Below are 24,484 nucleotides of genomic sequence, written 5' to 3'. Positions count from 1 at the left end.
AGGAAAGAACAAAGAAATACCAGAGCTAGTTTAGTTCTAACTCTGGTATTAGGTCCAACTTTGTGGGGTCACCTTATATATTCTGCTAGGGTCTATTTTTCTATAACATTTTAAAAGCTAAGCTCATAACCTCTCTTCTTAGTGTGACCATAATATAGGCTTGAAATTAAGAGATTAGCAAGCCAACCTAATGGCACTGCGTACCAGACCATGCCTATTCCCATCTTGTGGGCAAGTGTCATGGATAGGCTTACCCTGATAAATAAATTTACAATATTGGCAAAGGTGAAAACTCTCACATCTCCAAGGCCTCTTAAAAGGCCGTCTATACAGTGTTTGGATCCTACAAGGATGAAGAAAAATCCAATAAAGTTAAGATAAGCCATGCCAGTATCAATGGCAAGATTTGAGGAAGATTCGTTCATGAAAAAGGCAATTATTGAAGTGGAATTTATTTTTAAAAGGCTAAAAACTAGGAGTGAATAAATCCCAACCATAATTAGCGACGCCCTAAGACCTTTTTCCAACCTATCTAATTTCTCTGCTCCTACATTTTGCGATGTATAGGAAGAAAGGGCATTGCCAAGGCTTGTAATCGGCACAATTATCAGACTTTCTACCCTCATAGCTGCAGAAAATCCTGCCAGGATTTCTACTCCAAAGGAATTTACAACCGATTGGACCAAAAGTTGGCCAATTGTGATTGTAGATTGTTGAACAATGGAAGGAAGGGCTAGTTTTGAAACCAAAGCGAATTCTCTTTTGTCAAAGATCTTAGTCTGTTCAGTTTTAATGGTCTTTATTTTTCTAAGAAAAACAAAAAATGATAATACAGCCGAAAGTCCTTGGGCAAGGAGGGTTGCGTAGGCAGCTCCAGCTAGGCCAAAGCCCAAATCTCTTACGAAATAAACATCCAAAATCACATTTAAAACCGAAGAGAAAATCAAAAAATATAGTGGTATTTTTGATTCTCCAAGGGCCTGGTAAAGAGCCGAGATGATATTATACATAAATAAAAATGGAAGGCCGTAAAAATAAATATTAAGGTACAAAACAGCCATATCAAGAATCTCTTCTGGAGTTTGAAGGAGTCCCATCAAATCCTTGGAAAAAATCAAACCAAAAGCTGAAAGACCAAGGGAAAGTACCAAAAATCCAATAATGGCAGTGAAAATCGCAGTTTTCATCCTCTTATAATCACGAGACCCAAAGTACCTTGCAATTAAAACCGAAGCCCCAGCCCCTCCTCCAACTCCAATGCAAATAAAAATCGTAGTCAAGGCAAAACTTGCCCCAATAGATGCAAGAGCGGCTTCGCCAACGTATTTTCCAACCACAGCCGAATCGACCAGGGTATATATTTGTTGAAATAAAGAGCCAACCACCATTGGCAGAGCAAACCTGCTAATAGCCTTGGATGGCGAGTCCTTTGTTAAATAATGATCCATAAAATTTCCTTTTTTCTAATCCAAAACAATATATGATAAAAGTTAAAAAATTCAATTAAAAATAGACAAGAAAAAATCTTCCTAGACTTTCGGAAGATTTTAATTAATAAATAAAAGTATTTGTAGTAGATCTCTTATCTTGTAAGATCATTTGTTTTTTGAGATCAAAGTCCTTTGGCCTCACAAACTTGCCTGTTGTTTCTACTGCCACTATGGCGTACCTATCCTTAATATCCGAACAAGTTGACAAGGTAATGAGCTTATCTTCTTTTTTTGGCAAAGGCTTATTTTCAAGAATATTATTCTCCTTTATAAGCTTAAGATATTCCTCAAATTCTTGATCATCGTAATAATTGAACCTGTAATCTGCGTCAACATGGACATCCATGGCGCAAATCACATCAAAGGTCCTTCTCGCCAAAGGCGTATCGATAATTATTTCAGAATGGTTTTTGACAAAATTTTTGTCCCTAAACTTATCCAAATCGTGGAAAATATAACCAATTCTCACATTGTGGCCGTAAATAACTGTGTTTTGATCAGAAAAATCTCCCTTGTGAATATAGTCGATGAAGACTCCACCGTTGATATAATAAGAATTATCATAGTCGTGGTCGAGGTAAAATTCGTTGTCAGTTCCTTGAACAACAGGGAAATCTATGTCTGTACCCTTAATAATAATCCTACCCTTAACTTGGGGATATTTTTTAGCTAATTCTTTTACATGGTTTGCTGCAGCCTGGGATTCTGCTTGTGTTTTTTCTTTTATTTTTCCATCAAGAAAAGCTTGGGCTCTTTTTTCATCAGCCTTTCTTGTTAATTTATTAATTTCTTCTTCTCTATCCTTGGAAATCCTAGATTTCAAAAACTCTTCTAAGCGCATTCTTTCCATGTAAGAATCTACCCAAGCCTGGTTTACTTGGTCAGTCTTTTTTAAGACAGAGAAAAATCCAATTATGGCAAAAATCCATAATATGTAAGTGTAATTCCTCTTCATATATGCTCCTGGCTTATATTCTACACCTTTCATCTCATTTCTCTAGAAAATAACAAGTTTTTTACCAAGTTTTTAAAAAATTATAAATATTAATAAAATGACCACAAAAAAACTTCCAAGTATTTAGGAAGCTTTTTCTGTGATTAATAGTCTTTCATAAAGGTCTTCGTAAAATGGTTTAGAATGGCACATTTCTGCCACTAGATAGGCCACAAAAGAAACAACAGCAAGAGATAAAATATTTGAAAAGGCCCCACCAGTCATTTCCAAAATCAGGATAATAGCTGTGATTGGTGTCCTGACTATGGATGAAAAATGGCCTGCCATTGCTATTAGTGATATTGCATATATCATTTCTACAGGTATCAGACCAAGGTCAGCTAAGGCTGTGCCATAAATATTTCCTAAAATTGCCCCGATTGCCAAAAGAGGAACGAGAGACCCACCTGAAAGCCCAATGCCAAAGGCAAGGGCAAGGAGCAAAATTTTTACTCCGTACATATAAATAAGGGTGGCAAGTTCTTCATTTCCCTCGCTTGGTAGGTAGATTAATTCTTCACCAGAAGCGAATAGCCTTGGGTCAATGAGTAAAACAAGCCCTGTAATTACAAAGGGAGCGAGATATTTTACTAATTCTGGTAAGGCAATTTTTTTGTAAATAGATTTTGAACCTATAACAACTTTGTTAAATAAAACTCCAGATAGGCCTGAGAAGATTCCCAAAATCACGATTAGGGTCAAGGATTTTTGATCTATGTTAGCAAAGGCTGGTATATTTTCTAGGCTTGGATGGTCTCCAAATACCAGACCAGATGTGACTGTGGCTGATATGATAGTAAGGGCTGAGGATAGGAAAGTAGAAAAATTATGGGTCCTGAAAATCTCCTCAACAGCGAATATCAAAGATGCTACAGGGGCGTTGAAGGCAACTGCAAAACCTGCTGAAGCAGCCGATCCTATAAATAAATTCCTATCAGTATTTGGAAAAAACTTCCCAACTATATCTCCAGCGAGGCCGCCAAGTTGGACTGAAGGGCCCTCCCTACCGACTGTAAGGCCAGATCCGATTGTAAGGACGGAAGCAATGAACTTTCCAACAATGGTTTTTTCACTAGAAACTTCTATGGTTCCCTCCATCATCCCATTCATAACAGGGATGCCGGACCCCTTGGTGTTCTTATCTTTTTTCAAGATAAAAAAAGTAATTAAGCCAATAAGGATAATAAGGGCCATGAAAATTAGCTTATCTTTTCCTGTGCCTGCTCCTAAAAAACCATCCATAAAACTAGCAAGAAATCCGATTAGCTTTTTAAAAATTCCAATTAAAAGTCCAGTTATAATTCCCAAAATAACAAAGGCGGGTAATGATTTAAACGATATTTTCTCTTTCATATTTTCTCCTTTAATTTTACTATACCGAATTTTCCCCGTTTTCATTAAATTTTTTGCAAATCTTATGATACAATAATATATGAAGAGAAAGAAAGGATAATTAATGAAATATTTTGATTTTAAAGGAGAAAAAATCTCTAGACTCGGTTTTGGATGTATGAGATTTAAAACTCTGGACGAAGACAATTCCATGATTGACAAGGTCGAATCGGCAAAAATCCTCAAAGAAGCCATTGAAAAGGGACTTACATACATCGATACAGCCTACCCTTACCATGACCAAATGAGCGAAAGATTTGTCGGAGAATTTTTAGAAGAAAATAATTTGAGGGATAAAATCTACCTTGCGAGTAAACTTCCATGTTGGCTTGTAAAGGAAAAAGACGATTTTTATAGGATTTTTAATGAGCAATTAGAAAAACTAAGGACAAATTACCTAGACTTTTACCTCCTCCATTCCCTAGATATTAAAAGATTTAGACAAATGGTAGAATTGGGAGTCTTTGACTTTGTTAACGAACTTAAGGAAAAAGGCCTAGTAAAAAATATTGGCTTTTCCTTCCACGATGAATACGAGGCTTTTGAAGAAATTATCAAAGCTTATGACTGGGATTTTTGCCAGATCCAACTAAATTATTTAGATATAAATCTCCAGGCAGGATTAAAAGGCTATGAATTAGCCAAGGAAATGGGCATTCCAGTGGTAATTATGGAACCTGTAAAGGGCGGTAGACTTGCAAATCCCCCTATCGAAGTAAAAGAACTAATGGCTAAATTTACAGACCTATCCCCTGCCCAACTTGCCCTTAAATTTCCTCTAAGCCTAGATAATGTCATGACCGTTTTATCCGGCATGAATAGTAGCGAACAGGTCGCAGAAAATATGGCAATCGCAAGTGCAGATCCAAACTTATCAGACAAAGAAAAAGAATTTTATGAAAAAGCCAGGGAAATTTATAAAAAAAGAGAACAAATCGCCTGCACAGCCTGCGAATATTGCCTGCCATGCACAGTAGAAATCAACATTCCAAAGGTATTTTCAATGTGGAATAATGCTTTTCTTTATGACGAGGCAGAAAAATCCAAAAAAGCCTACCAAGAATACCTAAAAGACGGAGTAAACCCAGAGACTTGTATAGAATGCGGCAAATGCGAAAACATCTGCCCACAAAGCCTCGAAATAATCAAGGGATTAAAAAAGGCTAATGAGTTTTTGAGTAAATAAGTGAAATAAAAAAGACCCGGCTGGGTCTTTTTTGATTCATAAAATTTGTTAATATTTAGGTCCCCCGAATGTATGAGAAAACGTACTTCAATTGTCCCTAGTAGGTCCCTAGACTTCGCTCGAAACGGGGGCTGTTTTTTCTATTAAGTCTTAATTTATAATTCAGCAAATTTATTAGTCATAATTTTTTATTAAAAATAACTATATAATAAATACTCTTTAAATACTTTTCACCATTTTTATGCTATCGTATGCTCTCCCATCTTTCAAAATAATGGCATTAGGAGTTTTTCCCGTCTTGGTAAATCCTATCTTATCATAAAGAGTCCTGGCCCTATTATTTCCTGAATAATAATCCAGCTCTATCTGAGACAGGCCCAAATCCTTAGCATAGCTTTCTAGAGATAGAAGAATATTTTTTCCAATTCCTAAATTCCAAAATTCTTTAAGCACTGCTACTGCTACATTTCCCCTGTGACGCATTTTCCTTTTTGCTAATCTTATAATAGTACCACTTGCAATGAGTCTTCCTTCCATTTCAACAACAAGCATAAGGGTAGTATCTGACTTATTAAAACCTTTTATCATTTTTTCTTCCTCTTCGGCTGTCATAGTTATTTCATCTGGATAAGAGTTCATAAAATCAGATTCTCCCATAACAGTTTTTAAATAAGAAACCATATTTGCTGCATCATCTACTCGAATTTCTCTGATTTTGCAGACTCTGTCATCTTTTAACTTAAATTCTTCTGGTACAAATTTCATTGTCTCAACTCCCACAATTCATTTTTTCGTTTATATAATATTTTTCTAAAATAAAATCTACAATTCTTCGGTACGCTCATAGTAGATTAACTGGATGTAAAGTCTTAATATAAAACTTCTTTATTCAAACCTGTATCACTCCATGAAAGTCTATATGCATTTTTACTATTGTTAGCTTTAATTACCTTGATTTCATAATTATCCCAAACAACTGCCGCCTGATTTTCTATTGCGATAGCATCTGCGACTTGTCCATAAAAAAACTCATCAAAACCTGCTCTTTCAGGCTCATCATAGTGTGGGCAATGTAAATAAGGAATTATACCTAAGCCTTTAACCCACTTATGTTTTGGATTTTCAACATCTTCTATAAACTCACTATCGCTATGACCTGCAATATACCAGCAGATTGATCCTGCACTTAAGCCCGCCAGTACCTTCCCGCTTGTATAAGCTTTTATTAGCTCCTTATCAATAGAGTATTGTTTCCATACTTCCATCATATAGGCAGTATTGCCGCCGCCAACGTATATGATATCTGCTTTTTCAATCTTTTGATTAACATCTTCCCTATTTACTTCTACACTGGATAAATGCAAGGTATCAGTTTTGCAACCTAAACTCTCATACAATTCTTTAATGGTTTTTATGTATGGCTCAGCATCTTTACTTGCTGTGGGAATAAATAGAAAATTTGGATTTTCTTTTTTTGATGATTCAACAATAAATTTATCTATTTCGTAAGTTTGATTTTGAGTTACTTCCCCACCACCAATAGCTATAATCATAATCATCTCCTATTTATAAAAAATAATTAATTAATACAAACATTTAACTATTTACGTTTACATAATATTTACACCTTACATTATTATAACACGAAATCCTCTTATAATGTCAATAAAACTATTATGGTTAAGAAGTTTTAAAAAACAAAATATTCTCCTAGTGATTTTCTAAAATTGATCCACATAACCTAATTCCAAAGCCTTTCCATATAATTCCACCTTATTTTCTACACCCAGTTTTTCATAAATATTTTCTATATGATGGTAGAGGGTGCGTTCGCTTATGAATAGGTCTTTGGCTATTTGTGTGTTTGTCTCGCCTGTTAATAGAGCTTTTAGGACTTCTTCTTCCCTTTTTGTAAGGGGGTTTTCGAAATGTTTTTCATCCTTAAAACTAAATCCATTATTGATTTGGCAAATTTTTTCGATTAAGCTTTTAGAATCTATGGACTTTGATATATATCCTGCAGCTCCAAGGTCTAGGGCTTTTTTCTTGTAGATTGGGTTTGTGTAGGAGGATAAAATTATTGTTTTTAATTTTGCTTTTCTTGCTGATAATTCTTTTAGGACATCAAAACCCGAATTCTTATCTAGATTTATATCAAGAAGACAGATGTCATAGGAATCTGTTTCTATTTTTTTATAAAATCCTTCTATATCGCTTACAAAATCACAAATATTAATATCATCGCTTTCTAAAAGAAGGTTTTGAAGGCTTTCGCCAAAAATTTTGTGGTCGTCTAAAATTATTATCTTCATTAATCAATCCCTAGCCTTACTTGAGTTTTCAATATCCCGTCCTTATAGAAATATTTTATATCTCCGCCAAAAGAATCTAGCAAAAATTTCATAAACAAGACTCCTCCCCTAGATTCTAAAATATTCCTATAATCTAAATATGCCGCCCCATCACTTGCGACCTTTAAGACTATATCTCCCCCTTTTAAGTCCATCTTATAGGTTATTTTAGAACCCTTGGAGTGCTTATAGATGTTGTTAATTAGCTCTTTTGTTATGATTAGAATAGTTCTTAGCCTTTTAGGATTTCTTTCCTTAATTTTTTCAGAAATATCAATTGAAACTTCAAAATTTTTGTCTGGATAGAGGGTCTTTACATCATAAAAAATTCCTTCAATATTTTCTTCAAGGCTCATATCAGAAATCAGACTTTCCCTATAATAGGTCATTATGGACCTGGATTTATTTTCCAAATTTTCTGCGATTGCCTTAGCCTTTTCAAGGTCTGGAGTTTTTAGGTTCAAATTATTCCTTATCCCATAAAGGTCTTGGATAATTTCATCGTGGATTATTCTCGCGAATTCTTCTTGTTGGTCGGTTAGGTACTGGCCTAGGTCAAAATATTTGACAGTTTTTTGGTATCTTTTTAAAATCATGCCTGAAATGATTGTGCAAGTTAAGAAAACCACCACATAACCATAATAAAGGTAAGATTCCTTAGCCATTGCATATGGGATAGATAGCATTGTTAGAGCTCCTAAGATAGATGTCAATAAAATATAGGTTATTAACCCCTTTTCTCTTGTTTTCATTTTTACCTCCTCATATTTATGAAAAATATATTTTTAAAAACCTGTACACAAATCTTTAATCTATGAGATTGCTCATCAAAGTCTTGTGGCTTTTCAGTCAGAATGACTGTTAATTATTGTATCTTTTTAAAAATATCTTCTATATTTCTTTTCACTTTTATTATATTTCCTAACTTAGCTCATGCCTATGGTAGTTTTCTGCAAAATTTCCAAATAAAAAAGACCCACGAGGGGCCTTTTATTTTTATACTTCTTCAGTTTCTTCTTCTGCTTCTATTAATTCAAGGTTGGCTTTTATCTGTTCGTCTTCTAATTCTTTGGTTTCATAGTCTATTTCTACGTCGTTGTAGTATTTTAGACCAGTTCCTGCTGGGATTAGCTTACCGATGATGATATTTTCCTTAAGACCTCTTAGGTCGTCTACCTTGCCCTTGATTGAAGCATCTGTTAGAACTCTGGTTGTTTCTTGGAAAGATGCTGCTGATAGCCATGAATCTGTCGCAAGAGATGCCTTGGTGATTCCAAGGAGTTCTTGTTCGTAGATGGCAGGCTTTTTGCCAGCTTCTTTCATTTTATCATTTACGATATCAACTTCACGCCTATCTTGCAAGCTTTCTGGCAAGAATTCTGTGTCGCCTGATTCAAGGATTTTAACTTTCTTTAGCATCTGACGAGCAATTACTTCTATGTGCCTGTCGTCGATTTCAACACCTTGTTGCCTATATACTTTTTGGACTTCCTTGGTGATGTAATCTTGAACTCCAACCTTGCCTAATACGTCAAGGACGTCGTGTGGATCTAGGGAACCTTCTGTTAGTTGGGCTCCGATTTGAACTTCTTCGCCGTCTTTAACTAAGATTCTTGAACCAAATGGAATGTTGTATTTTTGGGATGTTCCATCAGCATTTGTGATTTCAACGTCAGTTTTCTTATCGTTTTGGATTAGGGAAACTGTTCCTGAATTGGCTGCGATGAAGGCAAGACCCTTTGGTTTACGAGCTTCAAAAAGCTCCTCAACCCTTGGAAGACCTTGGGTAATCCCAACGCCTGCGATACCACCGGAGTGGAAGGTTCTCATGGTTAGCTGGGTACCCGGCTCACCGATTGATTGGGCAGCGATGATACCAACTGCTTCTCCCATGTTTACGTGCTTGCCTGTTGCAAGGTTCCTACCGTAACATTTCGCACAAACACCTTGTTTAGCCTTACATTCTAGAACTGACCTTAGTTTTACTTCCTTAATGCCAGCTCCTACAATCTTATCAGCCAAATCCTCATCTATTACTTCGTCTTTGTGAACAATGATTTCTCCCGATTCATCTTTGATATCTTCAAAAGATGTACGGCCAACAATCCTTGTTCTTAAGTCTTCGATTAATTCGTTGCCGTCTTTAAATTCGTGGGCAATTACAAAACCATCTGAATGGCAGTCATCTTCTGTAACGATAACGTCTTGGGAAATATCTACCATCCTACGTGTTAGGTAACCTGAGTCGGCAGTTCTTAGGGCTGTATCTGTTAGACCCTTACGAGAACCGTGGGTTGAGATGAAGTATTCTTGTACAGAAAGACCCTCTCTAAAGTTAGCCTTGATTGGAATTTCGATAATCTTACCATCGGCCTGACTCATAAGTCCACGCATAGCGCCTAGCTGTCTAATCTGGTTTGTAGAACCACGGGCACCAGAGTCCGCAAAGATCTTGATGTTGTTATCATCTTTAAGGTCTGCAAGAAGGGCATCTGTTACCTTATTTGTAGTATCTTGCCAGATTTCGATTACTTTTTCGTATCTTTCTTGGTCAGTTATTAGACCACGTCTGTAAAGTTTATCGTATTTATCAACTGCAGCATCTGCCTCAGCTATTAGGTTCCATTTTTCTGCTGGAATCTTTACGTCATCCATAGAAACTGTTAGACCTGATAGGGTTGAGTATTTATAGCCTGTTTGTTTGATGTAATCTAGGACTTCTGCAGTCTTGATATTGCCATGTTTTCTAAAACACTTATCGATAATTTCTTTTAACATTCCTGAGTCGATTAGGGTATCAACTTCAAGTGAATATGGATCTTCTTTTCTATTTACATAGCCCAAATCTTGTGGAAGGCCTTCGTTGTAGATGAACCTACCTACTGTAGAATGGACAATCTTACCTGGATCCATATCGTCTTTTTTTACTCTAACACCAATTTTTGATTGGTATTCAACGATGCCTGCAACTAGGGCTTTTTTCATTTCGTTGGTTGATTCGAAAACCATACCCTCGCCCTTGGCGCCTTCCTTGATTGTTGTTAGGTAATAAGCACCTAGCACCATATCCTGTGAAGGAGTGGTAATTGGCTTACCGTCCTTAAGACCAAGGATATTGTTGGTTGACATCATTAGAAGTCTTGCCTCAATTTGAGCTTCGTTTGATAGTGGTAAGTGGATAGCCATCTGGTCACCATCGAAGTCGGCGTTGAAGGCGTTACAAGCTAATGGGTGAAGCTTAATTGCCTTTCCTTCTACAAGGATTGGCTCAAAAGCTTGGATACCAAGCCTGTGAAGAGTCGGAGCACGGTTTAGTAAAACTGGGTGATCCTTGATAACTTCTTCTAGGACTTCATAAACTCTTGGGTCTTTTTTCTCTACCATTTTCTTGGCAGTTTTGAGGTTGTGGGCCATTTCTTTTTCAACAACTTTGTTCATGATAAATGGCTTAAATAACTCAAGGGCCATCTCTTGTGGAAGACCACATTGGTTAAATTTAAGGTCTGGACCAACTACGATTACAGAACGGCCTGAGTAGTCAACTCTCTTACCAAGAAGGTTTTGTCTAAACCTACCAGATTTACCTTTAAGAAGGTCTGATAGGGACTTCATATTTCTATTAGAAGCGCCAGTTACAGCCCTACCCCTACGACCATTGTCGATTAGAGCGTCAACTGCTTCTTGGAGCATTCTTTTTTCGTTTCTAACGATAATTTCTGGTGCACCTATATCAAGAAGTCTTTTTAGCCTGTTATTTCTATTGATAACTCTTCTGTATAGGTCGTTTAAGTCGCTGGTTGCAAACCTACCACCTTCAAGTTGGACCATTGGTCTAAGCTCAGGTGGCATAACTGGAAGAACATCTAGGATCATCCATTCTGGTTTATTGCCGCTTGTTAAAAAGGCATCTACTACTTCAAGACGTCTTGAAACTCTAACCTTCTTTTGGTTTGAAGATTCGTCAAGTTCTTTTAATAGTAGTTGGTATTCCTTTTCAAGGTCGATGTTTTGAAGAAGTTCCTTGACAGCTTCAGCACCCATGGCTGCCTTAAATTCTGTGTCGTCTGGATATTCTTCTAATATATCTTGGTATTCAGTTTCTGATATTTCTTGCTTAACTGCAAGGTCTGTAGAACCTGGATTTATTACTACATAGGATGCAAAGTAGAGGATTTTTTCCAACACTCTTGGGCTCATGTCGAGTAAGAGTCCCATCTTTGATGGTATTCCCTTAAAGAACCAAATGTGAGAAACTGGAGCTGCAAGCTCGATGTGGCCCATTCTCTCACGTCTAACCTTAGACTTGGTTACTTCAACCCCACACTTTTCACAAACTACGCCCTTATATCTCATTCTCTTGTATTTACCACAAGAACATTCATAATCCTTGGTTGGGCCGAAAATCTTTTCGCAGAAAAGGCCGTCTTTCTCAGGTTTAAGGGTCCTATAGTTTATAGTTTCAGGTTTTTTTACCTCGCCATGAGACCAGCTTCTTATTCTTTCTGGGGATGCAACTTTCATCCTCATCCCATAAAATTGATTTAATTCGCTCATAAACTTCCCTTCTCCTAAGCTTCGCTAGCTTCTTCTGCCTCTGTTTCTTCCTGAGGGGCATTAGCCTTTGCAAGCAATTTGCTTTGGTTTCTAATCTTAGACGCATCTATCTTTTCTACTTGGGAGAACCTATCTTGTTCGTCAATATTTTCCTTAAGCTCAACTACTTCTCCGTTTTCATCAAGAAGTTCTACGTCAAGGGCTAGTGATTGAAGCTCTTTTACTAAAACTTTGAATGATTCAGGTGTACCTGGCTCTGGGATATTTTCTCCCTTAACTATTGATTCGTAGGTCTTAACTCTTCCTGTAACGTCATCGGATTTTACAGTTAGGATCTCTTGGAGGGTGTGGCTTGCGCCGTAGGCTTCAAGTGCCCAAACCTCCATCTCACCAAACCTCTGGCCACCGAATTGTGCCTTACCACCAAGTGGTTGTTGGGTTACAAGTGAGTATGGTCCGATTGACCTAGCGTGGATTTTTTCTTCTACCATGTGGTGAAGCTTAAGCATGTACATAACGCCGACTGTTACTGGGTTTTCAAACTCTAGTCCAGTTCTTCCGTCACGAAGCTTAATCTTACCTGTTTTATTAACATAAGGAGCGATTTTCTTTGCTTCTTCTAATACTTCTTCGATTTCTGTATCCATAGCACCATCAAATACTGGTGTTGCTATCTTCCAGCCAAGTGTTCTCGCTGCAAGACCCATGTGAACTTCAAGTACCTGACCTAAGTTCATACGAGATGGGATACCTAGTGGGTTTAGGCAGATTTGGATAGGTGTTCCGTCTGGTAAAAATGGCATGTCTTCTCTTGGTAGAATCCTTGAAACAACACCCTTGTTACCGTGACGACCACACATCTTATCTCCTACCATGATTTTTCTCTTGGTAGCTACATAAACTCTGATTACTTTATTTACACCTGGAGATAGTTCGTCTCCGTCTTTTTTGTTATATTCCTTAACATCAACTACGATTCCCTTTTCACCGTGAGGTACTTTTAGGGATGTATCTCTTACTTCTCTAGCTTTTTCACCGAAAATTGCACGTAGAAGTCTTTCTTCTGGAGATAGTTCAGTTTCTCCCTTTGGAGATACCTTACCAACAAGGATGTCACCGCTTGTTACTTCAGCACCAATCCTAATTACACCATTTTCGTCGAGATCTTTTTTCATATCGTCGCCGACATTTGGTATATCTTTGGTAATTTCTTCTGCACCAAGCTTGGTTTCCCTGGCTTCACATTCGTGTTCTTCGATGTGAACTGATGTTAAAACATCGTTAATTACTAGCTCTTCGTTAAGGAGCATAGCATCCTCGAAGTTATAACCTTCCCAAGTTGTAAAGGCTATAAGGATATTTTTACCAAGGGCAAGTTCGCCATTGTCAGTAGATGGTCCATCTGCAAGGACTTGGCCTTCTTTAACTTCATCATCCAATTTTACAATTGGTCTTTGGTTGATGGTTGTACCTTGGTTGGCTCTTTCAAATTTAAGAAGATCGTAAGTAATAACGTCGCCGTTTGTTGGTTTTACTTTAATCTTATCAGCTGAGACGTAAACTACTTTTCCGTCTGTTTTTGAAACAACACATACACCGGAATCCTTAGCAGCCCTGTGCTCAATACCTGTTGCTACAATAGGTGCAGCAGATTTTATAAGTGGCACTGCCTGACGTTGCATGTTGGCACCCATTAGGGCACGGGTTGAGTCGTCGTTTTCTAAGAATGGGATTAATGATGCTCCTACAGATACGATCTGTTGTGGAGAAACGTCCATGTATTGAACGGAATCTCTTGGATAAATATCATTTTCACCCCTGTAACCACGACCAGAAACTCTCTCGTTTACAAATCTGTTGTTTTCATCTAGTGGTTCGTTGGCTTGGGCAATGATGAAGTTATCTTCAACGTCTGCTGTTAGGTAGTCGATTTCGTCTGTTACCAGGCCGCCTTCCTTAACAACCCTGTATGGAGTTTCGATAAAGCCGTATTTATTAACTCTTGCATAGGTTGTTAGAGATGTGATAAGACCGATGTTTGGTCCTTCTGGAGTCTCTATTGGACAAATTCTTCCGTAGTGAGAATCGTGAACGTCCCTTACTTCAACGCCTGCCCTATCTCTTGAAAGACCGCCTGGGCCTAGAGCTGAAAGTCTTCTCTTGTGGGTTAATTCACTCATTGGGTTGGTTTGGTCCATGAACTGTGAAAGCTGACTTGAACCAAAGAATTCTTTAATAACAGCTGTAACAGGCTTTATATTGATTAGGCCTTGTGGGGTTGCTATATCAGGATCTTGGGTGGTCATTCTTTCACGAACAACTCTTTCCATTCTAGCTAGACCTACCCTAAATTGGTTTTGAAGTAATTCTCCAACACCTCTTACACGACGGTTTCCTAAGTGGTCAATATCGTCAGTTTCACCAACACCTTCAAAGAGGTTAAATTGGTAGTTTACAACTGCGAGTATATCTGATTTTGTGATGTGCTTTGGAGAAAGTTCTTTCTTTCTTCTTTGCATCATCTTTACTAATTCTTCGTCATTTTCAGCTTCTTCAATGATTTCAGTCATTACTGGGTAGTAAACTTTTTCGCTAAAGTCATCGAAGTCTATATCAAGGCCTTCAAGTCTATCAAAGGCGTGAATATCAACGAAATTATTGCCCACGATTTTTAGGACAACTTCTTCGCCATCTGAATTTAATTTTCTAATATCAACTGAAACAATACCTGAGTTTTCAATCTCAAGGGCAACTTCTTCGCTAATTAGGTCTCCAGCTTTTACAAAGATTTCACCTGTTTCTGTATCGACAACATCTTCTGCTGCCACTTCGCCTGCAATTCTTGGGGCAAGGGCAAGTTTCAAGTTGTATTTGTACCTACCAACTCTTGCTAAATCGTACCTTCTATCATCAAAAAGTAGGTTGTTAATAAGGGTTGTAGCTGACTCAAGTGAAGCAGGGTCACCTGGTTTTAATTTTCTGTATATTTCTATTAGGGCTTCTTCACTATTTTCAGAATTTTCCTTTTCAAGGGTATTTCTTAAGTGCTTGGTATCACCAAGGGCCTTTATAATTTCTTCATCTGTATCAAACAAAAGGGCACGCACAAGTGTAGTAGCAGGTAGCTTTCTAGTCCTATCAAGCCTTACGTTTACAGTATGGCTAGCGTCTGTGTCAAATTCAATCCAAGCTCCCCTGTTAGGAATAACTGTGGATGAATATTGCTTATCCCCGCTCTTGTCTGTTTCTTCTGCATAGTAAACACCTGGAGATCTGACTAACTGGCTTACTATTACTCTTTCTGCACCATTTATAACAAAGGTTGCAGAATCAGTCATCATTGGGAAATCACCCATGAAAACTTCTTGTCTTTTGATCTCACCAGTTTCTTTATTAAATAAAATAGCCATAACCTTTAGGTCTCTAGCATAGGTTAGGTCTTTATATTTAGCTTCTTTTAGGCTATATTTTGGTTCTTCGTCAAACTCATAGCCTGTAAATTCTAGGCTTAGCTTGCCGTTGTAGTCTTCTATTGGGGAAATGTCTTCTAAGATTTCTCCCAGACCTTCATTTATAAACCACTCATATGAGTCTTTTTGAACTTTTAATAAATTTGGTAAATCCAAGACTTCAGGAAACTTTGAGAATGACATTCTCTCTGTTTTCCCATATAACTTTTTATGATATTGGGCCATTCTTACTCCTTACTTTCTGCAAAAATAGGACAAATAAAATTTGCCTTTTGAGATAAAAAAATCTCGATAAATAGATTTCTAGCAATTGTATATTATACTCTAAAACAATCAACCTTCAAGATATTTATCAAGATTTCTCCTTTATTTTAACCTTTTTTCTAAACTTTTTTACATACTATCCAAATATGATATGAGTTTATTAGCATTTGTCAATGGTTAGAAGAAGTTTTTTCACCAAAAAATGACAAATTTTAAGGGAAAATAAAAAAGCGACTTATTTATAGAAATTATTATTGAAATTAAGGGTCAAATTATTTTTCTTTTCAAAAATTCCTTCTATATATAAGCCCCTCCCCTTTTATACTTATTTATATTATACGAGTTAAAAATATATAAACAATTCAAATTTTATGATATAATGTATATAATGGAGGACTTATGAAAGACTTTATAAAATTTTTTAGCATAATTACAGGATTATTCAGGTCTATAATTAGCATTCTCGCACTTTTTGCCATAGGCTTTGTAATCTTTGTTGACAACCACCTATTTCTAGCAACTGTTGACCTTTTAGGCATAAATAATATTTCTGGCGCCATTATAAAACCCCTTGCCCTAGGAGTTTTAATCCTTGCCTTTGTCATAAATACAGCAATTACCCGTTCTATTTTTAAGGCAGGGGAAAATGGTAAGGGCCATTTGGCTAATGTATTTTTTGGCCTAATCTTTTTGGCATGCGATGCTTTTCTCTTCCTTTATTTAAGAGAAAAACTCCTTTATATCCTAATAGGTTTCAACGGACTTTTGGTCATAAATTCCCTCTTTGGCTTGATTGCAAAGTTTAGAGGCTCTTACAATACAGAAATTCCAGAAAAGAAGACTGAATATATAGAAGTTAAAACTGGTACCAACGATACCAATTCAAATGATAATCCCATCAAACTTGATTTTAAGGAAGACGATAATGTCAACATTATAAAAAAAGACCAAACAGAAGTTGATGGCAATATTGTTTCAAAAACTAGCCAACTTATTAAGGAAGATACCGATCTTGGCACAGAGGTAGAAACATACGATTCTAGCGAAGATTTAAAAACTCAAGCCGAAAAAGATGCTGAGGAAAAACTCGCCAAAGAAAATCCTACAACTTTAGGAGACATCAAGGAAACAAATAAAATAGTAAACAAAGTTGTTGAAGATAAGGAATCTAGCGAAGAAACCTACGACCCAGATCTTGCAGCTGATTTCAAAAAACAAGAAGAAGAAAAAATCTACGACAAGTCAAATTTTGTAGGAAAAGAAGACTAAGGGGGCTTTGCGCTCTTAAGGCGAAAGCCTTGGGAGCCTGGCCTTTTTAAGTACAAAAATTATAAAGGAGATATTATGGACAAAACTTACCAAAGCCTCATCAGAAGCCTCTACCCAGACAAAAATTCAATAAAAGACGAATTAATCCTCCTAAATGCCCAGCAAAGACTGCCTAAGGGAACAGAATATTTCTTTTCTGATATACATGGAGAAAGCGATGCCTTTTTGCATTTACTAAGGTCTGCCTCAGGTAATATTAGGGATAAAATCCAAAAACTCTTTGGTGACACCCTAGAAAAAAGGGACCAAGATGCTCTAGCCCAGCTAATCTATGACCCAGACCTAGTTTATAAATCCCTAAAGACAGAGGGTAAGATTTCCAAGGATTACCTAACAATTACCATCCACAGGTTAATTAACCTCCTTAAATTCGTCTCAACCAAGTATCCAAAAGATTATGTCAAAAGGAAGTTTCCACAAAAATATAGCCTAATCCTAGACGAACTTTTATACACCAACGATGCCGAATACAACAAGAGGGCCTACTATGAGTCCCTAGTTACAAATATCGTAAATTATGACGTTGCCTTTGACTTTATCAAGGTCATCTGCACCCTCATCCAAAGAATTTCAGTCGACAAACTCCACATAGTTGGCGACATATACGACAGGGGCCCATCTCCACATATTATTATGGATGAGCTGTTGACCTTCCCAAGTGTTGACTTCCAATGGGGCAACCACGACATTGCCTGGATGGGAGCTTGCGCAGGTAATACAGCCTTAATCGCAGCCTGTGTCGCAGATGCTATCAAATATAACAACTTTGACATGCTCGAAGACGGCTACGGCATAAACCTCAGAGTACTTTTTGAGTTTGCCATGGAGACCTATGGCGATGATCCTTGCGCATGTTTTACCCCAAGGATTTACGATGACAACATCTATGACAACATCACAACCGACGCTGCCGCTAAGATGTACAAGGCTATTTCCATAATTAGGTTTAAGCTTGACTACGCCCTAATTGAGAGAAATCCTGACATGGGCATGGAAGATAGAAACTCCCTAAAGTTCATAGATTTTAAAACCATGACCTACAAGGGTGCCAAACTTAAGGATACAAACTTCCCTACCATAGACCCAAAAAATCCTGCAAAACTCACTAAAGAAGAAAAAACCGTAATAAACATCCTAAAACAGGACTTTATGAAAAACGACAAACTCAACAAGCACATGGATTTTCTTTACAAAAACGGAGCCATGTACAAGGTTGAAAACGGGTCCCTCCTCTTCCACGGATGTATTCCACTCACTTCTGATGGCGACTTCCAGGAAGTTGAGCTTGAAGGTGTAACCTACAAGGGCAAGGGCCTCATGGATTATTTTGACAAAGTCGCAAGGGACGCTTATTACACAAACAGCCTTAAGGCCAAGGATATGATGTGGTACTTGATAAGTGGTAGATATTCACCAATTTTCGGCAAGAGCCAGTATTCTTATTTTGAAAATATCTTTATAGATGATAAAAAATTAAGAAAAGAATATCCAAATCCTTACTACGATTTATGTGAAAAAGAAGAAATCGTAGATAAAATTCTCGACGAATTTAAGGTCGAAGGCAAAAGACGTAGGATCGTAAACGGCCACGTGCCAGTAATTACAGAAGCTGGAGAAAGTCCAATCAAGGCAGGCGGCAAACTCTACGTAATAGACGGCGGCATTTCTAAACCTTACCAGGCAAAAACAGGCATAGCTGGCTACACCCTAGTATTTAACTCCCACCACGTTGCTCTCGCCGAACACAAATCCTATGAATCAATCACAAACAAGGTTTCATCCTACACCCCAAACATCAAGGAAGTAGAAGTAATGAACCCAAGGATGCTAAGACGCGACACCGACAAAGGAAGAGCCAAAGAAAAGAAAATAAAGATCCTAGAAGAACTCCTAGACCTTTATGACGAAAGAGACGATTGGTGAGATAAGAATACTAAATAAAAAGTATTTTTAAGCCGAATATTAATTTAAAAGAAAAATAAAACTCGCTATTTTCGATCTATAACTTAGGCCATTGATGGATTATGATTCATAGATGAAAACTAGCGAGTTTTTTTTATTAATTTGGACTGTAAGAAGTTTCGTAGTAGAACATATCTCCCCTAGCGTAGGAGGTTGTGTATTCTATTAGTTTATCTTCCTTGTCATAGGAAAATCTTGTTATCTTCAAAGCAGCTGATCCATCTTTTAGATTTAGGGCTTCTGCTACCTTTTTTGTAAGGGATGACACTTGGAACCTTTCCCTGACGTTGTCGATTTTTGTATCAAAATTATTGGAAAATATTTCGTAAAGGGCGACTTTTTCTAGTAGGTCCTTGGTGATTTTATCAAATCTTTCATAGGGAATTACTGTCTTTTCGTACATCATTGGCATATCGTCAGCTAGCCTTAGCCTGTCAAAGACAATGACTTTTTCTATGCTAGGGTCATCAAAGACTTGTCTTTCCTTATCATTTAAGGCCCTGACCTTGAAATCTGTAACTAATGACTTTGGAACCTTGCCCTTTCTTTTTGTTTGCTCGGTAAAAGAGTAATAATTCGATAAGTTTTCCCTAGATCTTTCCCTGACAAAGGTCCCCTTACCTTGGATTTGATAGAGAACTCCTGAATTTACAAGGGACCCCAGGGCATTCCTGACAGTTGTCCTTGAAACACCGTAATCCATGCAAAGTTGCCTTTCAGAAGGGAGCCTGGCCCCCTTTTCCATGGTTGATATTTGCTCTAAGAGCTTATCTATCAAATCTGAATAAAGGCTTGCCATTATTTATATTCGTGGATTGTAACGCCCTTTACAACCCTATTAACTGTGTGAGATTTGCTTGGATTATCTGGAGTGTTGCCTACTCTTAGGCTTGTGATTAGAGAAATTAATTGGGCTATTACTATATAAGCAACTGCTAAATAAGCATCTCTGACACCTTCAGATTTCAAGATAAATTGGTAGTCTCTGTCCACATCTTCATTTGTTACTGCAATAATTTTTGGAGCTATTCCGTCAGCCTTGATTTCATCAAGTACGTCAAGATCATATTTTCTTGTATAGTCATTTGATGATACAAAAGAAACTACAAGAGTCTTATCATTGATAAATGATTTTGGACCGTGTCTAAAGCCCATAGAAGAATCAAAAATTGTTACAACTTCACCTGCAGTTAGCTCTAAGATTTTAAGCCTTGCTTCCTTAGTAAGCTTGCCAAGTGGACCTGAACCAAGATAGGCAACCCTTTCAAAGTCAAAGTTAACTAAGTTTTCAATTTCTTCTGCCCTAGCATAGGTTTCTCTAGCAATGCTAGCTAATTTTTCTACTAGGTCTTTTTTGTTTTCAAGGCTTGTATCAAAAATCAAAAGGCTTGCTAAAAGCATTGATGAGAAGGAATTTGTCATTGCAAAGCCCTTGTCATTGGTGATTGCTGGATTTAAAAATACATAAGAATTTGGGTCATCTTTAAGGTTTACTGCAAGTTTACCGTCGTGGGCACAGGTGATTGGTAGGTTGTAAAAATCATCTACGATTTGCTCGCCAAGCTTAACTGCAGCTAAACTTTCTGGAGAATTGCCGCTTCTTGCAAAAGAAACCAAAAGAGTCTTTTGATCTTTTTTGAAATGTAGGTAAGGAGCTGAAACTAAATCTGTTGTAGCAATTGATTCAAAATCAAAATCTCCATGAGTTTTTAAATAATCTTGGGCGATATTGCCTACATATTCGCTTGTACCAGCCCCAGTGAAAATAACCTTGGTATCCTTATCAAAATTAGCCAAGAACTTTTCAATATCAGCCTTTCTTTCTTCATAAAGTCCGTAAACTTCCTCCCAAGTATCAGCTTGAGCAAAAATCTCAGTATAAGTATTCTTAAAATCTCTTTCTTCTAATTTATTTACATCTAATAACATATGATCCTCCTAATGCCGATTTTTTATAAGTGGTAATTACCATTTCTAATATTATATGAGTAAAAATATTTTATTCAATAAAAAAAACATTTTCTCCCACCAAATCAATCAAAAATTAAATTTATTTTTGAAAGAAAAAGCTTTTCATTGATAATATGGTAATTACCATTCTTTCTTATTAGTATATAAGATATTTTTATATGAGTCAAGTAAAATTTTTCTCAATTGATACCTATCTTTAGATACCAGTTTTTAAAATTAATTCTTAATAAGTATTGACATAATGAGCTTTATGATTTATAATAATGGTAATTACCAGATAGGACTTTAAGAAAATTAACAAAAACTTTTCTAAAAGAAGCGGAAAATAAGTTTAGCCCTAGTATTATATTTGTAATTATAAATGCTATTTTCTTTTAGGAAAATGTTTTTCCTTAACTTTCTAGTCGTATTAAGAAAGGAGGTTTTATGCCAGCTGAAATTGCAAGAACATCCTTGGTCTTATTAGCCTTTATTGCTATCTTTGGGGTTATAAGTCAGATACTCTCTCACAGAAATCTCAAAAAGAAAAAAGAGTATTTTGAAAAGCTCCACAAGGATCTAAAACCTGGTAAGGAAGTTATGTTAACTGGCGGTATTTACGGAAAAATTGTTAGCCTAAAAGAGGATACAGCAATTATAAATGTAGCCAAGGATGTTAACATTAAGGTAAGTCGCTACTCTATAAGTGAGATAGTAAATTAAGGAGGTTTTATGCCAAATATAGTACTCACAAGAATTGACAACAGGTTGCTCCACGGACAGGTTGCCACCCAATGGACTAAACACATTGGCGCCAATCTTATCCTTGTAGCAAATGACGATGTTGCGGGCAAAAAGATGAGGCAAAACCTTATGGATATGGCAGCTCCTACAGGTGTTGCTACTAGGTATTGGACCTTGCAAAAGACCATCGATACCATCCACAAGGCAGCTGACAGGCAAAAAATATTCATCATTTGTGAAAGTCCTGAAGATGTCCTAACCCTTGTTGAAGGCGGTGTTCCTATTAAAGAAGTAAATATTGGAAATATGCACATGGCCGAGGGCAAAAGACAGGTTGCAGGTGTAGTAGCTGTTGATGATAAGGATGTAGATGCTTTCAAAAAGCTTAAAGACTTAGGTGTTAAGCTTGAAATCAGAAAGGTTCCTACAGAAAGCGCCGAGGATATTGATAAATTATTCTCATAAATCCTAGGAGGAATAAATGGATTTTAATATTTTACAAGTAATTCTAATATTTATAGTTACTTTCGTAGCAGCTATAGATCAATTTTCATTCCTAGAATCCCTTTACCAACCAATCGTAACTGGACCTATCATAGGTTGGATTCTAGGTGATGCTCACACAGGCCTAATTGTTGGTGCAAGCTACCAATTAATGACCATAGGTAACATGCCAGTAGGTGGTGCCCAACCACCAAACGCTGTAGTAGGCGGAATCGTAGCAGTAATCTTTGCTATTACTTCTGGTCTTGAACCAAATGCAGCAGTAGCAGCAGCTATACCATTTGCCCTACTCGGCCAATACGGTGTAACATTAATCTTTACCCTAATGGCACCAGTAATGGCTAAAGCTGACCAATATGCTAAGGAAGCTAATCCAAAGGGAATTGAAAAAATCAACTACCTTTCAATGATTGCCCTAGGTACAATTTTTGGTCTAATCGTAGTATTTTTCTTCATCGCAGGTTCAACCTTTGGTTCTGACCTTGCAGCAAAAATTCCAGAAACCTTTATGCACGGCCTTAACGTTGCCGGTGGCATGATGAAATATGTAGGTTTTGCAGTTCTATTAAGACTAATGGTATCCCGTGACCTTTGGGGATTCTTCTTTGTTGGTTTTGCCCTTGCAGTTATTGTAATGGCTAACTCTACCCTATCAGGTGCAGCCCTTCTATTAATCGCAATAATCGGCTTTGCCATTGCTTTCTGGGACTACCAAATCAATACCAAGATGAAAAATACAGTTGTAGTAGAAGGAGGAGACGAAGATGGAATATAATGATATGCAATATAAAGATCTAAATCCAAGTCCTCACTTAGATCAGAAGACTTTAAACAAAATGGTTTGGAGGTCTTTATTCCTTCAAGCATCATTCAACTACGAAAGAATGCAGGCTGCTGGTTGGCTATATTCAATCCTTCCAGGTCTTGAAAAAATCCACACCGACAAGGAAGACTTAGCCAAATCAATGGAACACAACCTTGAATTCTTCAACACTCACCCATTCCTAATCAACTTCGTAATGGGTATTATCCTATCACTTGAACAAAATAAAGTTGAAATACCAACAATCAGAGCGGTCAGAGTAGCCGCAATGGGACCTCTTGGAGGTATCGGTGATGCCCTCTTCTGGTTCACACTAGTACCAATTGTTGCAGGTATTTCTTCAAACATGGCCCTTCAAGGTAACTTTGCAGGTCCAATCCTATTTTTAGTAGTATTCAACCTCTTCCAATTTATCATCCGTTTCTGGCTAATGAATTGGTCTTACAAGATGGGAGAATCTGCTATAGACATGCTTACAGCCAACGCTCGTGAATTTACAAGAGCAGCATCAATCCTTGGTGTTATTGTAGTAGGTGCTTTAGTATCTGTATATGGTTCAACAGAAATTGCCCTAAAGGTTAACAACGGTACAACCCAGGCTCCAATTCCAATAGAAACCGTAGTAGACAATGCAGAGCTTCCTGATTATGCCCAATACCTATATGTAGACGGCAACAAAGACCAAATAGCTGACGGTGCAACTGTAAAAGACCTAGGCAACGGCAAGAGCCAAATTTCCTTTACAACTTATGAAGAACAACCAGTTCAAATTGACATCCAAAAGGTCCTAGATGGTATCATTCCAGACTTAGTACCACTAGCAATTACCCTTCTTCTCTACTGGCTATTAGCTAAGAAGAAATGGACACCAATTTTCTGTATCATGCTTCTTCTAGTAATGGGCGTACTTGGTGCCTATATAGGATTATTCTAATGGCAAATGCAGTAATAGCCGTAAGTCACGCTAGCCTTGCAAGTGGAGTTTACTCCGCAATCAAGATGATAGCAGGCGAGTTTGACAATGTTAGAATAGAAGAATTTAAAGACAATGACAGCCTAGAAGCCTTTGATAAAAAACTTCTAATTGATTATGAAGAATTATCAGGCAAATATCAAAACATCTTTATCCTAGCAGATCTTGCTGGCGGAACTCCTTTCAACAGGTCAGTAATGACCCTAGGAGATAGGGCCAATGTCAGGGTAATGGGTGGATTAAACTTTGCGGCACTCTATGAAGCCATCAACTCAGACGGCGATGACATAGACCAAACCTTAGCAGATATAATTCAAACCTCTAAAGAATCCCTAATAGCCTTTGATCCAAATCCAGCAGAAGATGAAGATATCGAAAGAGATGGCATATAAATAAAAGACCCCGCTGGGGTCTTTTACTTTAAGGTGACCCCACAAAGTTGGACCTAATACCAGAGTTAGAACTAAACTAGCTCTGGTATTTCTTTGTTCTTTCCTA

The 24,484-nt window shown here is 37.2% G+C and carries 19 protein-coding genes; 8 read left to right on the top strand and 11 right to left on the bottom strand.

Features of this window, described 5'->3' with window-relative positions:
• Window positions 1–110: 110 nt before the first annotated feature.
• The 3 genes from AC1EJ5_RS09665 to AC1EJ5_RS09655 form a co-directional block, all read right to left on the bottom strand.
• The gene (locus AC1EJ5_RS09665; RefSeq protein ID WP_479815961.1) at window positions 111–1,448 is read right to left on the bottom strand and encodes an MATE family efflux transporter; all 1,338 of its coding nucleotides are present in this window, start codon (window positions 1,446–1,448) and stop codon (window positions 111–113) included.
• A 103-nt stretch (window positions 1,449–1,551) separates the two neighbouring features.
• Entirely contained in the window at window positions 1,552–2,445 is an 894-nt protein-coding gene (locus tag AC1EJ5_RS09660) for a class B sortase (RefSeq protein WP_479815959.1), read from the bottom strand.
• Between the two features lie 123 nt (window positions 2,446–2,568).
• The gene (locus AC1EJ5_RS09655) at window positions 2,569–3,837 is read right to left on the bottom strand and encodes a ClC family H(+)/Cl(-) exchange transporter (protein WP_479815957.1); all 1,269 of its coding nucleotides are present in this window, start codon (window positions 3,835–3,837) and stop codon (window positions 2,569–2,571) included.
• A 103-nt stretch (window positions 3,838–3,940) separates the two neighbouring features.
• On the opposite strand from AC1EJ5_RS09655, the gene AC1EJ5_RS09650 reads away from it, so the two are divergent.
• A complete protein-coding gene (locus tag AC1EJ5_RS09650) occupies window positions 3,941–5,062 on the top strand; it encodes an aldo/keto reductase (protein ID WP_479815955.1) in 1,122 nt (373 codons plus the stop codon).
• 219 nt (window positions 5,063–5,281) lie between these two features.
• On the opposite strand, the gene AC1EJ5_RS09645 is transcribed toward AC1EJ5_RS09650, so the two are convergent.
• From AC1EJ5_RS09645 to rpoB, 6 genes are all read right to left on the bottom strand, one after another.
• The gene (locus AC1EJ5_RS09645; protein WP_308748747.1) at window positions 5,282–5,827 is read right to left on the bottom strand and encodes a GNAT family N-acetyltransferase; all 546 of its coding nucleotides are present in this window, start codon (window positions 5,825–5,827) and stop codon (window positions 5,282–5,284) included.
• A gap of 104 nt (window positions 5,828–5,931) precedes the next feature.
• Window positions 5,932–6,615, bottom strand: a complete 684-nt coding sequence (locus tag AC1EJ5_RS09640) for a Type 1 glutamine amidotransferase-like domain-containing protein (protein ID WP_479815953.1) — start codon at window positions 6,613–6,615, stop codon at window positions 5,932–5,934.
• A gap of 168 nt (window positions 6,616–6,783) precedes the next feature.
• Window positions 6,784–7,374: a response regulator transcription factor gene (locus tag AC1EJ5_RS09635; protein ID WP_479815951.1), complete on the bottom strand. Its 591-nt coding sequence runs from the start codon at window positions 7,372–7,374 to the stop codon at window positions 6,784–6,786.
• Complete coding sequence (locus AC1EJ5_RS09630; protein ID WP_479815949.1) at window positions 7,374–8,165, bottom strand: sensor histidine kinase; 792 nt, start codon at window positions 8,163–8,165, stop codon at window positions 7,374–7,376. The genes AC1EJ5_RS09635 and AC1EJ5_RS09630 overlap by 1 nt, the downstream gene beginning before the upstream one ends.
• Window positions 8,166–8,409: 244 nt before the next feature.
• A complete protein-coding gene (rpoC, locus tag AC1EJ5_RS09625) occupies window positions 8,410–11,967 on the bottom strand; it encodes a DNA-directed RNA polymerase subunit beta' (protein WP_223419667.1) in 3,558 nt (1,185 codons plus the stop codon).
• Window positions 11,968–11,981: 14 nt separating this feature from the next.
• Window positions 11,982–15,662, bottom strand: a complete 3,681-nt coding sequence (gene rpoB / locus AC1EJ5_RS09620; RefSeq protein ID WP_479815947.1) for a DNA-directed RNA polymerase subunit beta — start codon at window positions 15,660–15,662, stop codon at window positions 11,982–11,984.
• A 438-nt stretch (window positions 15,663–16,100) separates the two neighbouring features.
• Here rpoB and AC1EJ5_RS09615 point away from each other — a divergent pair, with 438 nt between their 5' ends.
• Both AC1EJ5_RS09615 and AC1EJ5_RS09610 read left to right on the top strand, forming a co-directional pair.
• Window positions 16,101–16,970 carry a hypothetical protein gene (locus AC1EJ5_RS09615; RefSeq protein ID WP_479815945.1) on the top strand — a complete coding sequence of 290 codons (870 nt, stop codon included), beginning with the start codon at window positions 16,101–16,103 and terminating at the stop codon, window positions 16,968–16,970.
• A gap of 75 nt (window positions 16,971–17,045) precedes the next feature.
• On the top strand, window positions 17,046–18,953 hold the full coding sequence (locus AC1EJ5_RS09610) for a fructose-1,6-bisphosphatase (protein WP_479815943.1): 1,908 nt from the start codon (window positions 17,046–17,048) through the stop codon (window positions 18,951–18,953).
• 136 nt (window positions 18,954–19,089) lie between these two features.
• Here the strand turns inward: AC1EJ5_RS09610 and AC1EJ5_RS09605 are convergent, their stop codons facing one another.
• Window positions 19,090–19,791 (bottom strand): GntR family transcriptional regulator, encoded by a 702-nt coding sequence (locus AC1EJ5_RS09605; RefSeq protein WP_308749564.1) that lies wholly within the window; start codon window positions 19,789–19,791, stop codon window positions 19,090–19,092.
• Complete coding sequence (locus tag AC1EJ5_RS09600; RefSeq protein WP_308749563.1) at window positions 19,791–20,921, bottom strand: AgaS family sugar isomerase; 1,131 nt, start codon at window positions 20,919–20,921, stop codon at window positions 19,791–19,793. The genes AC1EJ5_RS09605 and AC1EJ5_RS09600 overlap by 1 nt, the downstream gene beginning before the upstream one ends.
• Before the next feature lie 468 nt (window positions 20,922–21,389).
• Between AC1EJ5_RS09600 and yajC the strand changes: the two genes are divergently transcribed.
• The 5 genes from yajC to AC1EJ5_RS09575 are packed head-to-tail and all read left to right on the top strand — an operon-like array spanning window position 21,390 to window position 24,378.
• Window positions 21,390–21,665 (top strand): preprotein translocase subunit YajC, encoded by a 276-nt coding sequence (gene yajC / locus AC1EJ5_RS09595; protein ID WP_308749562.1) that lies wholly within the window; start codon window positions 21,390–21,392, stop codon window positions 21,663–21,665.
• A 9-nt stretch (window positions 21,666–21,674) separates the two neighbouring features.
• Window positions 21,675–22,151 (top strand): PTS N-acetylgalactosamine transporter subunit IIB, encoded by a 477-nt coding sequence (agaV, locus tag AC1EJ5_RS09590; protein ID WP_308749561.1) that lies wholly within the window; start codon window positions 21,675–21,677, stop codon window positions 22,149–22,151.
• A gap of 16 nt (window positions 22,152–22,167) precedes the next feature.
• A complete protein-coding gene (locus tag AC1EJ5_RS09585) occupies window positions 22,168–22,965 on the top strand; it encodes a PTS mannose/fructose/sorbose/N-acetylgalactosamine transporter subunit IIC (protein ID WP_308749560.1) in 798 nt (265 codons plus the stop codon).
• The gene (locus AC1EJ5_RS09580; RefSeq protein WP_308749559.1) at window positions 22,955–23,947 is read left to right on the top strand and encodes a PTS system mannose/fructose/sorbose family transporter subunit IID; all 993 of its coding nucleotides are present in this window, start codon (window positions 22,955–22,957) and stop codon (window positions 23,945–23,947) included. The genes AC1EJ5_RS09585 and AC1EJ5_RS09580 overlap by 11 nt, the downstream gene beginning before the upstream one ends.
• Window positions 23,947–24,378 (top strand): PTS sugar transporter subunit IIA, encoded by a 432-nt coding sequence (locus AC1EJ5_RS09575; protein WP_308749558.1) that lies wholly within the window; start codon window positions 23,947–23,949, stop codon window positions 24,376–24,378. The genes AC1EJ5_RS09580 and AC1EJ5_RS09575 overlap by 1 nt, the downstream gene beginning before the upstream one ends.
• Window positions 24,379–24,484 lie beyond the last annotated feature (106 nt).

Source organism: Anaerococcus sp. C0059F3 (assembly GCF_056590475.1).
The sequence above is the reverse complement of the archived record's forward strand: the minus strand, read 5'-3'. Positions and strand labels throughout refer to the sequence as shown.

Excerpts from the sequence above, each read along its gene's own strand:
- AC1EJ5_RS09615 (WP_479815945.1), top strand. The coding sequence starts at position 16,101 with ATGAAAGACTTTATAAAATTTTTTAGCATAATTACAGGATTATTCAGG.
- AC1EJ5_RS09580 (WP_308749559.1), top strand. The coding sequence starts at position 22,955 with ATGGAATATAATGATATGCAATATAAAGATCTAAATCCAAGTCCTCAC.
- AC1EJ5_RS09665 (WP_479815961.1), bottom strand. The coding sequence starts at position 1,448 with ATGGATCATTATTTAACAAAGGACTCGCCATCCAAGGCTATTAGCAGG.
- AC1EJ5_RS09660 (WP_479815959.1), bottom strand. The coding sequence starts at position 2,445 with ATGAAGAGGAATTACACTTACATATTATGGATTTTTGCCATAATTGGA.
- AC1EJ5_RS09585 (WP_308749560.1), top strand. The coding sequence starts at position 22,168 with ATGGATTTTAATATTTTACAAGTAATTCTAATATTTATAGTTACTTTC.
- AC1EJ5_RS09605 (WP_308749564.1), bottom strand. The coding sequence starts at position 19,791 with ATGGCAAGCCTTTATTCAGATTTGATAGATAAGCTCTTAGAGCAAATA.
- AC1EJ5_RS09610 (WP_479815943.1), top strand. The coding sequence starts at position 17,046 with ATGGACAAAACTTACCAAAGCCTCATCAGAAGCCTCTACCCAGACAAA.
- AC1EJ5_RS09640 (WP_479815953.1), bottom strand. The coding sequence starts at position 6,615 with ATGATTATAGCTATTGGTGGTGGGGAAGTAACTCAAAATCAAACTTAC.
- AC1EJ5_RS09630 (WP_479815949.1), bottom strand. The coding sequence starts at position 8,165 with ATGAAAACAAGAGAAAAGGGGTTAATAACCTATATTTTATTGACATCT.
- AC1EJ5_RS09645 (WP_308748747.1), bottom strand. The coding sequence starts at position 5,827 with ATGAAATTTGTACCAGAAGAATTTAAGTTAAAAGATGACAGAGTCTGC.
- AC1EJ5_RS09635 (WP_479815951.1), bottom strand. The coding sequence starts at position 7,374 with ATGAAGATAATAATTTTAGACGACCACAAAATTTTTGGCGAAAGCCTT.
- agaV (WP_308749561.1), top strand. The coding sequence starts at position 21,675 with ATGCCAAATATAGTACTCACAAGAATTGACAACAGGTTGCTCCACGGA.
- AC1EJ5_RS09655 (WP_479815957.1), bottom strand. The coding sequence starts at position 3,837 with ATGAAAGAGAAAATATCGTTTAAATCATTACCCGCCTTTGTTATTTTG.
- rpoC (WP_223419667.1), bottom strand. The coding sequence starts at position 11,967 with ATGAGCGAATTAAATCAATTTTATGGGATGAGGATGAAAGTTGCATCC.
- AC1EJ5_RS09650 (WP_479815955.1), top strand. The coding sequence starts at position 3,941 with ATGAAATATTTTGATTTTAAAGGAGAAAAAATCTCTAGACTCGGTTTT.
- AC1EJ5_RS09600 (WP_308749563.1), bottom strand. The coding sequence starts at position 20,921 with ATGTTATTAGATGTAAATAAATTAGAAGAAAGAGATTTTAAGAATACT.
- yajC (WP_308749562.1), top strand. The coding sequence starts at position 21,390 with ATGCCAGCTGAAATTGCAAGAACATCCTTGGTCTTATTAGCCTTTATT.
- AC1EJ5_RS09575 (WP_308749558.1), top strand. The coding sequence starts at position 23,947 with ATGGCAAATGCAGTAATAGCCGTAAGTCACGCTAGCCTTGCAAGTGGA.
- rpoB (WP_479815947.1), bottom strand. The coding sequence starts at position 15,662 with ATGGCCCAATATCATAAAAAGTTATATGGGAAAACAGAGAGAATGTCA.